The organism is Burkholderia sp. AU33803, from assembly GCF_002223095.1.
In the GTDB taxonomy this organism is placed as follows: Bacteria; Pseudomonadota; Gammaproteobacteria; order Burkholderiales; family Burkholderiaceae; genus Burkholderia.
The window spans coordinates 1,800,120-1,812,414 of sequence record NZ_NKFJ01000004.1; the positions used below are offsets into that span (position 1 = coordinate 1,800,120).

A 12,295-nucleotide genomic window follows, 5' to 3' on the forward strand; every position below is an offset into this window, starting at 1 on the left:
GGGCGTCGACTCGCGATCGGTAGGCGGGATGGGACGTCAGGGCGGCGTGGTTCAGTGATCGGGCTTCGCCCACCACGTCGACACGACCCAGCCCTCGGCCGAATAGTACAGCGGCAGCGTCTGCGGATAGGCAAGCGTGCGCTTGTACGCGACCCGGTGCGTCGTGCTGTACCACTGCGGGACCGCGTAGTAGCCGTGCATCAGCACGCGGTCGAGCGCGTGCGTCGCGTCGAGCAGGTCTTCGCGCGTCTGCGCGGTACCGAGCGCGTGCAGCAGCGCGTCGACGGCCGGCGACTTCAACCCGATGAAGTTGTCGGAGCCCGGCTCGTCGGCGAACTTGCTCGCGTAACGCGAGTATTGCTCGGCGCCCGGCACCTGCACGCCCGGCAGGCGGATCGTCGTCATGTCGTAGTCGAACGCGTCGAGACGCTTTTGCAGCAGCGCGAAATCGGCCGTGCGAAAACGTGCGTCGATGCCGAGCTTCGCCAGATTGCGCTGGTACGCCGCCACGATCCCTTCCATTGCCGCGCCGGAATCGTCGAGTATCTCGAACGTGAACGGCTCGCCCTTCGCGTTGCGCAACGCGCCGTCCCGATAGGTCCAGCCGGCCTGCGCGAGCAGTGCGCGCGCCTTCAACAGGTTCGCGCGCAGCGAGCCCGGCGGATTCGTGTTCGGCTGCGTGACCACCGGACCGAACACGGCCGGGTCGAGCTGCGCGCGCAGCGGCTCCAGCAGCTTCAGCTCGCCGGGGCCCGGCGTGCCGGTCGCCTGCAGGTCGGTGTCGGCGAAGTAGCTGTTCATCCGCGTGTAGGCGCTGTAGAACAGCTGGCGGTTCAGCCATTCGAAGTCGAACGCGAGGTCGAGCGCCTGGCGCACGCGCACGTCGCGAAACAGCGGCCGGCGCAGGTTCATGAAGAAGCCCTGCATGCCGGCGCCGTTATGCTGGCGGAATTCACGCTTGACGAGCTCGCCGTTGTCGAAGCGCTTGCCGACGTCGCGGCGCGTCCAGTTGCGCGCGATGTACTCGACGAGCACGTCGTATTCGCCGGCCTTGAACGCCTCGAGCCGCGCGACGCCGTCGCCGTACAGCTTGTAGACGATCCGCTCGAAGTTGTTGGTGCCCACCCGCACCGGCAGGTCGGCGCCCCAGTACGTCGGGTTGCGTCGGTAAGTGATCGTCCGGCCGTTGTCGTAATGGTCGATCAGGTACGGGCCGCTGCCGATCGGCTGCTCGAACGCGAGCTGGTCGAACGGGATGCGCGAGCCGTCCGCGCGCAATCCCCACTTGCGGGAAAACACCGGCACGCCGCCGGCGATCAGCGGCAGTTCGCGGTTCGCGCTGCGGAACTCGAAGCGCACGGTAGCGGGATCGACGACCACGGCCTTCGCGATCTCCGCGAAATACGCGCCGAACTGCGGCGCGGCCTGCTTGCTCTTCAGCGTGTCGAACGAGAACTTGACGTCGTCGGCGGTGACGCGCTCGCCGTTCGAGAAGCGCGCGCGCGGATTCAGGTGGAACGTGACCGACCGGCGATCCGGCGCGATGTCGATGTCGTCGGCGAGCAGCCCGTACGCCGAGGCCGGCTCGTCCGAGCTGCCGGTCGCGAGGCTCTCGAACAGCATGTCGATGCCCGGCGCCGGGTTGCCGCGCATCGTGAACGGGTTGAACTTGTCGAACGAGGTCAGCCGGTTCGGGTTCGCCAGCACGAGCGTGCCGCCCTTCGGCGCATCGGGGTTGACGTAGTCGAAATGCTTGAAGCCCGGCGGATACTTCGGCTCGCCGTACTGCGCAATGGCGTAGGCCGCGTGCGCAGCAGTCGCGGCCAGCACCGCTTGCAGCACGAACACCGCGGCCGTGCGGCCGGCAGTTCGTACCGCACGGCGGACGCGCGCGGCGGCGGCCCGGGGCGAACCCTTCGTCATAGAGGCCCTGTCGGTCGAATGAGGGGAGTAACGAGGGACGATTCTACCCATTCAAGCCGGCGAGCCAAAAGAAAACCGCCACGCGGGCGGTTTCTTCACGAGCGGGATCGGGGGCGCGCATCAGGCGGGCGCGCCCTGCCGATCAGTGCCAGCCGTTGTGGCGGCCGTTGTCCCAGTGGCCGCGATCGCCACGATCGCCCCAGCCGCGGCCGTGATGGCGGTACCACTCGTCACGGCCCCAGTAGCGGCGGCCGTCCCAGTAGCGGTCACCGTGCCAGCCGATCACGATGGCCGGTCCCGGTGCGTACACCGGGGCGGGCGCGTAGACCGGCGCAGGCTGATAGACGACCGGCGGCGGAGGCGGCGGCGCATACACGGGTGCGGGCGCGACGTAGACCGGCGCCGGAACGCCGAGATTGATCCCGACATTGACTCCCGCCATTGCTGCGCCCGACACGAGCAAGGCCGTCATACCGGTCAAGAGCGAGGCAACACGCAAGGTCTTCATGGATTCCTCTTCTGGTTGTTTCATGTGTGATTCGACTATAACGGCAAGCGCCGTCTCCGCATATTTCCACTTTGTAAGAACTGATGCGCCGCGTCGCAACGGTAAGCCCGCGCTAACGTCTTGTAACAATCGACGCCCGCCCCGCCCCCTCACGCCCCATTCCTAAAACATCTTTCATCCTGCGCCGCGCCCCGCGTTAAGCGGCGCCACGCACACTGCGCGAGCCGAACCGGGCGCCCCGCCGCGCTTCGGCACTTCGCTGACAGGCCGGCGCCCCGCGCCGGCGGAGACCTCGCCGATGCTGAAACTCGTCCGACTCGCGCTTGCGCGCCCCTATACATTCATCGTCCTCGCGCTGCTGATCCTGATCGCGGGGCCACTCGCGGCGCTGCGCACGCCGACCGACATCTTCCCCGACATCCGGATTCCGGTCATCAGCGTGGTGTGGAACTACGCGGGCCTGCAGCCGGCCGACATGGCCGGGCGCATCGTCACCTACTACGAGCGTACGCTCGGCACGACGGTCAACGACGTTGCGCACATCGAGTCGCAATCGTTCCGCAGCTTCGGGATCGTCAAGATCTTCTTCCAGCCGAGCGTCGACATCCGCACCGCGACCGCACAGGTCACGTCGATTTCGCAGACCGTGCTCAAGCAGATGCCGCCGGGCACCACGCCGCCGCAGATCCTCAACTACAACGCGTCGACCGTACCCGTGCTGCAGCTGGCGCTGACGAGCGACACGCTGAACGAACAGCAGCTCGGCGACTACGCGACCAACGTGATCCGGCCGCAGCTGCTGTCCGTCGCGGGAGTCGCGATTCCGTCGCCGTACGGCGGCAAGGTGCGCCAGGTGCAGATCGATCTCGATCCGCAGGCGCTGCAGGCCAAGGGGCTGTCCGCGCAGGATGTCGCGACCGCGCTGGCGCAGCAGAACCAGATCATCCCGGCCGGCACGCAAAAGATCGGCGGCTTCGAGTACAACATCCGGCTCAACGACAGCCCGCTGACCATCGACCAGCTCAATGCGCTGCCGATCCGGAGCGTGAACGGCGCGGTGATCTTCATGCGCGACGTCGCGCACGTGCGCGACGGTTATCCTCCGCAGGGCAACATCGTGCGCGTCGACGGCCGGCGCGCGGTGCTGATGAGCGTGCTGAAAAGCGGTTCGGCGTCGACGCTCGACATCATCTCGGGCGTCAAGGCGCAGTTGCCGCGCATCGAGGCGACCCTGCCGCCTTCGCTCAGGCTCGTCGTGATGGGCGACCAGTCCGTGTTCGTCAAGGGCGCCGTCAGCGGCGTGGCGCGCGAAGGCCTGATCGCCGCCGCGCTCACGTCCGCGATGATCCTGCTGTTCCTCGGCAGCTGGCGCTCGACGCTGATCATCGCCGCGTCCATTCCGCTCGCCGTGCTGGCCGCGATCGCGGCGCTCGCGGCCGCGGGCGAGACGCTCAACGTGATGACGCTCGGCGGGCTCGCGCTCGCAGTCGGCATTCTCGTCGACGATGCCACCGTCACGATCGAGAACGTGAACTGGCACCTCGAACAGGGCAAGGCGGTGCGCGATGCGATCCTCGACGGCGCGTCGCAGATCGTCGCGCCGGCCTTCGTGTCGCTGCTGTGCATCTGCATCGTGTTCGTGCCGATGCTGCTGCTCGACGGCGTGGCCCGCTTCCTGTTCGTGCCGATGGCCGAAGCCGTGATCTTCGCGATGATCGCGTCGTTCGTGCTGTCGCGCACGTTCGTGCCGATGATGGCCCGCTACCTGTTGAAACCGCATGCCGCGCATCCGGTGGCCGCGCTCGCGCCGCACGGCGCGCCGTTCCCGCCGCCACGTGCGCGCAATTCGCTCGTCGCGTTCCAGCAGGGGTTCGAGCGTCGCTTCGCCGCGCTGCGCGCCGGCTACCGCGTCGTGCTCGGCCTCGCACTCGTCCACCGCGCGCGCTTCGTCGCGCTGTTCCTCGCGGTGGTGGCCGTGTCGTTCGTGCTGGTGCCGTGGCTCGGCCGCAATTTCTTCCCGTCGGTCGACGCGGGCGAAATCGCGATTCACGTGCGCGCACCGATCGGCACGCGCATCGAGGAAACGGCCGCGCTGTTCGACCACGTCGAGCAGACGGTGCGCGGCGTCGTGCCGCCGCACGCGATCGCGAGCATCGTCGACAACATGGGGCTGCCGAACAGCGGGATCAACCTCACGTACAGCAACAGCGGCACGATCGGCCCGCAGGACGGCGACATCCTCGTGTCGCTCACGGGCGACCACGCGCCGACCGCCGACTACGTCAAGCAGTTGCGTACGCGGCTGCCGCGCGCGTTTCCCGGCGTGACGTTCTCGTTCCTGCCCGCCGACATCGTGAGCCAGATCCTCAACTTCGGCGCGCCCGCGCCGATCGACGTGCAGGTGACGGGCCCCGATCGCGCCGCCAATCGCGCCTACGCAACCGAGCTGTTGCGGCGCATCCGCAGCGTGCCGGGAGTGGCCGACACGCGCGTGCAGCAGGCGTCGACCTATCCACAGTTCACGGTATCGGTCGACCGCACGCGCGCCGCGCAACTCGGCATCACCGAGCAGGACGTCACCAATGCCGTGGTCGCGAGCCTGTCCGGCACGAGCCAGGTGTCGCCGACCTACTGGCTCGATCCGCACAACGGCGTGTCGTATCCGATCGTCGCGCAGACGCCCCAGTACCGGATGACGTCGCTGGCGGACCTGCGCGCGCTGCCCGTCACGGGCCGCTCGGGTGCGCCGCAACTGCTCGGCGGGCTCGCGACGATCGTGCGCGGACAGACCGACGCGGTCGTGTCGCACTACGACATCGCCCCGCTGTACGACATCTTCGCGACGACGCAGGATCGCGATCTCGGCGCGGTCAGCGCCGACATCGATCGCGTGCTGCACGCGAGCGCGGCTCGGTTACCCAAGGGGTCGCGCGTGACCCTGCGCGGCCAGGTGCAGACGATGAACGGCGCATTCGGCGGGCTGCTCGCGGGCCTCGCCGGCGCGATCCTGCTGATCTACCTGCTGATCGTCGTCAACTTCCATTCGTGGCGCGACGCGTTCGTGATCGTGAGCGGCCTGCCCGCGGCGCTCGCCGGCATCGTCTGGATGCTGTTCGTCACGCGCACGCCGCTGTCGGTGCCGGCCCTGACGGGCGCGATCCTGTGCATGGGGGTCGCGACCGCGAACAGCATCCTCGTCGTGACTTTCGCGCGCGAACGGCTCGCGCACACCGCCGATGCGGCCGTCGCCGCGCTCGAAGCCGGCTTCACGCGCTTTCGGCCCGTGATGATGACCGCGCTCGCGATGATCATCGGCATGGCGCCGATGGCCCTCGGTCTCGGCGACGGCGGCGAGCAGAACGCGCCGCTCGGCCGCGCGGTCATCGGCGGCCTGCTGTGCGCGACCGTCGCGACGCTCGTGTTCGTGCCCGTCGTGTTCAGCCTCGTCCACCGGCTCGATCGCGCGCCTCGTTCCGAATCCCTGCCCCTCACTCCGGGAGAACAGCATGTCCACTGAATTCGACGTCCGCCCCCCGGGCACACCGCGCTACCTGAAGCCGCTCGCGATCGCGGGCGCCATCGCCGCGCTCGCCGTCGCGGCGGCCGGCGTCGTCGCCCGCCTGCACGATGCGCACGCGGTCGCCGCCTGGACCGTGCAACAGGCGATCCCGACCGTCGCGACGGTTGCGCCCCAGCCGGCCGCGGCCGATGCGCTGGTGCTGCCCGGCCGGCTCGACGCGTACGTCGACGCACCTATCTACGCGCGCGTGCCCGGCTACCTGCATGCGTGGTACGCCGACATCGGCGCGCATGTGAAAGCCGGCCAGTTGCTCGCGTCGATCGACACGCCCGATCTCGACCAGCAATTGCAGCAGGCACGCGCGGACCTGCAGAGCGCGAGCGCGAACGAACGGCTTGCGGCCGTCACGGCAACCCGCTGGGCCGAGATGCTCGCGCAGGATTCCGTCTCGCAGCAGGAGGCCGACGAGAAACGCAGCGACCTCGACGCCAAACGCGCGGCCGTCGCGGCGAGCACCGCCAACGTGCGACGGCTCGAAGCGCTCGAATCGTTCAAGCGGCTCACCGCGCCGTTCGACGGCATCGTGACGGCCCGCAAGACCGATGTCGGCGCGCTCATCGACGCGGGCAGCGGCAACGGCGCCGAGCTCTTCACCGTCTCGGACGCGCGGCGGCTGCGACTGTACGTCCACGTTCCGCAAGACGACGCGGCCGCGATCCGCGCAGGCATGCATGTCGCGCTGACCGTGCCCGAGCGGCCCGGCATGACGTTCGACGCCACGCTCGCGGATTCCGCCCAATCGATCGACCCGGCTTCCGGCACGCTGCTCGCGCAGTTCGCGATCGCCAACCCGGCAGGCACGCTGTTTCCGGGCGAGTACGCGCAGGTGCGGATCGCGATGCCCGGCGCCGCGCATGCGCTGTCGATTCCGGCAAGCACGCTGATCTTCCGCCACGACGGGTTGCAAGTCGCCGTACTCGATGCAACCGGGCATGCGCGGCTGCGCAACGTATCGATCTCGACCGATCTCGGCACGCGTGTCGAGATCGCATCGGGGCTCGCGGCCGCCGACCGCGTGATCGACAATCCACCCGATTCGCTCGCCGACGGCGACCCCGTGCGTATCGCCGGCACCACGGCGACGGAGCATGCGCATGGCTGACCGTCTGCTCGCTGTGTGGCTGGGCAGCGTCGCGCTGCTCGCCGGCTGCTCGTTGGCGCCGGCCTATCGCGTGCCGGCCGTTCCGATGCCGGCTGCGTTTCGCGAAACGGGCGCGTGGGTCGATGCCGTACCAGCCGATCGTCTGCCGCGTGACGGCTGGTGGCGCGTGTACGGCGACGCGACACTCGACCGGCTCGAACCGCTCGTCGCACGCGCGAACCCCGACCTCGCCGCTGCCGTCGCAAGGCACGACGAAGCCGCCGCGCTGTTCGACGAGGCGCATGCGGCATTGCTGCCGACCGTGGGGCTCGATGCCGAGACCGACCGCGACCGTCAGTCCGCGCGGCGGCCGCTGCGCGGCAGCGGTCAGCCGGACACCTATGAGTCGAACACGCTGGAAGCGGGATTCGGCTACGACGTCGACCTGTGGGGCAAGGTCCGCAACGCGGTCGCGGCCGGCCGCGACGACGCGCAGGCGGCCGACGACGACCTCGCGTCGGTCCGGCTCAGCCTGCAGGCCGCCGTCGCCAGCACCTACTTCGACCTCGCGGGGCTCGACCGGGAAGCGGACACGCTCGCGCAAACGATCGACACGTACCGCCGTGCGTGGCAACTGACGGTCAGTCGCCGTCGCGGCGGCCTCGCATCGGGGCTCGACGTTTCGCGTGCGCAAACGCAACTCGCGCTCGCCCAGGCGCGTGCTTCCGACATCGCCGCGCGTCGCGCGCTCGACGAGCATGCGATCGCGGCACTCGTCGGGGAATCCGCGTCGACGTTCTCGCTGCCGCCCGTTGCGGCACTGCCGGGCGTGCCGTCGATTCCGACCGGACTCGCGTCGACGCTGCTCGAACGCAGGCCCGACGTCGCCGCCGCCGAACGCCGCGTCGCGGCCGCGAACGCGCGAATCGGCGTCGCACGCGCCGCGTACTTTCCCGACCTGTCGCTCGGCCTCGACGCCGGGTTCCAGAGCGATACGTTTTCGCCGTGGCTCGCCGCGCCCAACGAGATCTGGTCGATCGGGCCGCGTCTCGCGATGACGCTGTTCGACGGGGGCCGGCGTGCCGCCGGCGTACGCCATGCGCGCGCGCAGCTCGCCGAACAGGGCGCGCGCTACCGCGCGGTCGTGCTGCAGGCATTCCGCGACGTCGAGGACGATCTCGCGCAGTTGCATCGCCTCGGCGACGAATCGGACCAGGACGACGCGGCGCTCGTCGCGGCGCGGCACTCGCTTGCGCTGGCGATGTCGCGCTATCGCGACGGCGCGGTCAGCTATCTCGACGTGGTCACCGCGCAGACGACCGAACTCGATACGCAGATCGCGGCGCTCGACGTCGACGCCCGACGCCTGCAGGCATCCGTCGGGCTCGTGCGCGCGCTCGGCGGCGGCTGGCACGCCGCACGTTCATGAACGTTTCTTCATCGGCGCGCCCGGTGCCCGCACGGGCGCATCCGATAACGTCGATCCTGCCGGCATCGCCATCGCAGCACCGGCCACTGTCACTTGAAAAGGATCACGCCATGAAGACATTGATGTTCGCCACCCTGCTCTCAGCCCTGTGCGTCGCGCTGCCCGGCCGGGCCAGCGCAACGCAGACCGACACCGCGACCGCGCCGCAGTCGTACGCCGCGACCGCTTCCGCATCGTTGTCGTCGCAACCGGCATGGAACGCGCGACCGGCCACGCCGCTGACACGTGCACAGGTTTATCGTGAACTCGTCCACGCCGAACGCGACGGCCAGCTCGCGCAGCTCAACCGTGAACTCTATTCGCACTGAGCGCACGCAACTGAACCTGCCGCGCGACGCGCGGCATCGCGCTGTACCATCTGCCAGGCACAGCGTGATGCCGCTCCGTCACCCGCCCGCGTCGAACCTGAAGCCGAATCGCGCGACCGTTTCGATGCGCGCGGAAAACGCGTGTGCGGCCAGCTTGCGCCGCAACCGCACGACCAGCGCATTGACCGTCTCGGGTTCGACGTCGGCATCACCCCAGGCATAACGCAGCACGGCGTCGCGTCCGACCGGTCGCCCCGCTTCGCGCAGCAGGCATTCGACGAGACGAAATTCCCGCATGCTGAGCGCCAGCCTCCGGCCCCGCTCCTCGAGTGCACGCGCGGCCACGTCGAGCCGGACCGACTCGCGCATTGCGATGACACCGTTGCGGCGCCACAGCGCACGCAACCGCTCGTGCAGCTCCACGAACGAACAGGGATGGGCAAGACACACATCGCAGCCGGCCAGCAACATCCGCGCGCGCTGCGCAGGTGTCGTCCCGGCCACGATCGCGGCAATCGTCGCGCCGCCCGCCGATACGGCGAGTCGCGGCAATGCCTCGAGCATCGCGGGGTCGGCAGCGGTATCGGGCGCAATGATCACGATGGCATCGAACCGGTCCTGGGTCGCCACGAAGCAGCCGTCGCGCCATCCGTCGACGCGCTCGACGCCGTGCGTGCTCTCGCGAAAGGCCTTGTCGAGCCGCGCCGCCTCCGGGTTCGGCGAAGAAATCAGCAGGATGCGCATCGCTCGTTCCCCGACGCCGTCACGCGAGCGAGCGCGGCCAGCATTCGACCGTGATCGCCGCACCGGCCAGCGGTGCATCGCCGATCCGCAGCGCAAAGCCGTGCACGCGCATCACCGCCGAGACGATGCTCAGCCCAAGCCCCGAGCCGCTCACATGGCGCGTGCGCTCGCCGCGATAGAAACGCTCGAGCACCGCGTCGCGTTCGCCGGGCGGGATGCCGGGCCCGGTGTCCTCGATCCGCACGAGCGGCCCGCTCGGCGTTGACTGGAGCGCGACGCGCACGCGGCCGCCCGGCGGCGTGAACTTGATCGCGTTGTCCGCGAGATTACTGAATGCCTCGAACAGCAACGCGCGATCGCCGTGAATGCGGTCGACCGATGCTGAAGCGAGTTCGAACGACACGTCGACGGCTTCGGCCAGCGGCTCATAGAGCTCGCAAACGTCGCGCAGCAAGGCCGCGACGTCGACCGCGGCAAAGCCGCCACGCCGGCTCAGCGTGCCGATCTCGGAGATGCGCAGCATCGCGCGAAAGCGCTCGAGCAAGCGGTCGGTCTCGTCGCGCGCCGACGCGAGCAATGCCGACGACGCAGGGTCGTCCGCGCAAAACGGCTGCTCCGCGAGCCGGGCCAGCATCGTGTGCACGCGTGCGAGCGGCGTACGCAGATCGTGCGCGATGCCGTCGCAGGTATGGCGCACCTCGCCCATCAGCCGTTCGACTTCGTCGAGCATGTGGTTCACGAGATGCGCGAGCAGGTCGAGTTCGTCGTAGCGTCCGACCGGCAGCCGCTTGCCGAGATCGCCCTCGGCGATCTGCCGCGTGACGCGCCGGATCGCGGCGACGCGGCGCATCTGCCGCATGCCGAGCATGCTGCCGCCCGCGATGCCCGCGATCAGGATCATCACGCCGCCGATCACGAGCCCGCGGATCGCGACATCGCGGATCTGGATGAAATGCGACAGGTCGCGTGCGACGACCAGCGTCATCCCGTTGTCGCGGCGTACCGCCATCGCGCGCGTGATCGGCGCGGGCTGGCCGTCGAGCGGCGCAAGCGTGCGGTTCAGCGTGCGTCCGTGGCGATCCGTGCGCAGCGCGGGCGGCGTCGCGATGTCCCCGGCCACGCGGCGCCCGTTCGCGTCGAACAGCCCGTAGAAACTGGTATGCATGTGCTCGTGCTCGAGCCGCCGGTGGATCGCGAGCGGCAGCTCGGCATCGGGAATCGAATCGAAATAGATCAGTTGCCACGCGAGCACCTCGTCGGTGTCGCGCGCCATCGTGTGCGTCGCGGCCACGCTGATCACGCCCGCGAGCACGAGCAGCGAAACCGAGAAGATCGCCGCATACGCGCACAGCCACCGAAACGTCGTCGTGTGCCAGCGGCGCGTGAAGTTCGCCGCGCGAGCCGCATCCATCCGGGCCTCCGTCATGCGAGCATGTAGCCCGAGCCGCGCACCGTCTGGATCATCGGGGTCACGCCGGGCGGATCGATCTTCTTGCGCAACCGGCCCATGTGGACATCGATCAGGTTGGTGCCGGGATCGAAGTGATAACCCCATACCGTCTCGAACAGCATCGTGCGCGTGATCGTCTGCCCCGCATTGCGCATCATGAATTCGAGCACGCGGAACTCGGTGGGCAGCAGCGGAATCTCGTCGGCCCCGCGACGTGCGCAGCGCGAAATGAGGTCGAGTTCGAGCGCCCCGACCTTCAACAGCGTCTGCTGCGGCACGCCCGACGCCTGCCGGCGACGCAGCAGCACCTCGATGCGGGCGCTCAGCTCGCCGGAATCGAACGGCTTCGTCAGGTAATCGTCGCCGCCCGCGCGCAGCCCGCGGATGCGCTCGTCGACATCGCCGAGCGCGCTCAGCATCAGCACCGGCGTATCGATGCCGACCGTGCGCATCGCGGTCAGGATCGCGAGACCGTCCGCGCCCGGCAGCATCCGGTCGAGCGTGATCGCGTCGTACGATGCGCTCATCGCGCGCAGCATGCCTTCGCGGCCGTTGTCGATCCAGTCGACCTCGAACCCGCGCGCGGTCAATTCGCCGACGATTTCGTTCGCGGTCACCGCATCATCCTCGACCGTCAGTACTCGCATGGTTGCCCTCGCAATGAACGTCATGACGGGCGCACGCGATGCGCCCGCGACTATCGTAGACGCCCCGATCGCCGTCCGGCGCTACATGAAAAATGCTTCATCCGGTGCCGTGGCGCACGGGTGAAACATGTTTCATCCGGGCGTCGCCCGCCCCGTCGTGCACGCCGCCTACGCTGACGTCATGCGGCATCGGGCCGCGCAACCAGGAGCTTCCGGATGAAACTGTCGACTACCGTCGCCTGCATGCTGCTCGCATGCGCCAGCACCGCCGCGTTCGCGGCACCGCACCTGACGCCGCAGGAATGCAACGCGTATCCGTTCGTCCACACCGGCCACGACGTCACGCATGCGGACCTCGTGCGCGAACTGACCGAACTCGAACAGGTCGGCTACGAACCAGCGCATGCAAGCCCGTATTACCCCGACGATCTCGACGGTGCAAAAGATCGGCTCGCCGCCGAGTATCGTGCGGACTGTTCGCATGCGCTGACCGCCGATGCGGGCGCCCGGCACTGATCCTGCCACCCGGCACAACACGGCCGGGAAAAGCAAAAAGGCGGCACGC

The 12,295-nt window shown here is 68.9% G+C and carries 10 protein-coding genes; 5 read left to right on the forward strand and 5 right to left on the reverse strand.

Features of this window, described 5'->3' with window-relative positions; all coding sequences use genetic code 11:
• Positions 1–51: 51 nt before the first annotated feature.
• On the reverse strand, positions 52–1,923 hold the full coding sequence (locus tag CFB41_RS10875) for an extracellular solute-binding protein (RefSeq protein WP_089456443.1): 1,872 nt from the start codon (positions 1,921–1,923) through the stop codon (positions 52–54).
• Between the two features lie 142 nt (positions 1,924–2,065).
• Entirely contained in the window at positions 2,066–2,431 is a 366-nt protein-coding gene (locus CFB41_RS10880) for a hypothetical protein (protein WP_089456444.1), read from the reverse strand.
• 298 nt (positions 2,432–2,729) lie between these two features.
• Here CFB41_RS10880 and CFB41_RS10885 point away from each other — a divergent pair, with 298 nt between their 5' ends.
• From CFB41_RS10885 to CFB41_RS10900, 4 genes are read left to right on the forward strand one after another with little or no spacing between them, the layout of a single operon-like run.
• Positions 2,730–5,948 carry an efflux RND transporter permease subunit gene (locus tag CFB41_RS10885; protein WP_089456445.1) on the forward strand — a complete coding sequence of 1,073 codons (3,219 nt, stop codon included), beginning with the start codon at positions 2,730–2,732 and terminating at the stop codon, positions 5,946–5,948.
• Positions 5,938–7,113: an efflux RND transporter periplasmic adaptor subunit gene (locus tag CFB41_RS10890; protein ID WP_089456446.1), complete on the forward strand. Its 1,176-nt coding sequence runs from the start codon at positions 5,938–5,940 to the stop codon at positions 7,111–7,113. The genes CFB41_RS10885 and CFB41_RS10890 overlap by 11 nt, the downstream gene beginning before the upstream one ends.
• On the forward strand, positions 7,106–8,521 hold the full coding sequence (locus CFB41_RS10895) for an efflux transporter outer membrane subunit (protein ID WP_089456625.1): 1,416 nt from the start codon (positions 7,106–7,108) through the stop codon (positions 8,519–8,521). The genes CFB41_RS10890 and CFB41_RS10895 overlap by 8 nt, the downstream gene beginning before the upstream one ends.
• Positions 8,518–8,889 carry a hypothetical protein gene (locus CFB41_RS10900; protein WP_256940941.1) on the forward strand — a complete coding sequence of 124 codons (372 nt, stop codon included), beginning with the start codon at positions 8,518–8,520 and terminating at the stop codon, positions 8,887–8,889. Before CFB41_RS10895 ends, CFB41_RS10900 begins: the two co-directional genes overlap by 4 nt.
• Before the next feature lie 78 nt (positions 8,890–8,967).
• On the opposite strand, the gene CFB41_RS10905 is transcribed toward CFB41_RS10900, so the two are convergent.
• From CFB41_RS10905 to CFB41_RS10915, 3 genes are read right to left on the reverse strand one after another with little or no spacing between them, the layout of a single operon-like run.
• Positions 8,968–9,633 (reverse strand): response regulator transcription factor, encoded by a 666-nt coding sequence (locus tag CFB41_RS10905; RefSeq protein ID WP_089456448.1) that lies wholly within the window; start codon positions 9,631–9,633, stop codon positions 8,968–8,970.
• Positions 9,634–9,652: 19 nt separating this feature from the next.
• Positions 9,653–11,044: a HAMP domain-containing sensor histidine kinase gene (locus CFB41_RS10910; RefSeq protein ID WP_089456626.1), complete on the reverse strand. Its 1,392-nt coding sequence runs from the start codon at positions 11,042–11,044 to the stop codon at positions 9,653–9,655.
• An 11-nt stretch (positions 11,045–11,055) separates the two neighbouring features.
• Positions 11,056–11,730, reverse strand: coding sequence for a response regulator transcription factor (locus tag CFB41_RS10915; protein ID WP_039342574.1), 675 nt, complete (start codon positions 11,728–11,730; stop codon positions 11,056–11,058).
• Between the two features lie 216 nt (positions 11,731–11,946).
• On the opposite strand from CFB41_RS10915, the gene CFB41_RS10920 reads away from it, so the two are divergent.
• A complete protein-coding gene (locus tag CFB41_RS10920) occupies positions 11,947–12,246 on the forward strand; it encodes a DUF4148 domain-containing protein (RefSeq protein ID WP_089440475.1) in 300 nt (99 codons plus the stop codon).
• Positions 12,247–12,295 lie beyond the last annotated feature (49 nt).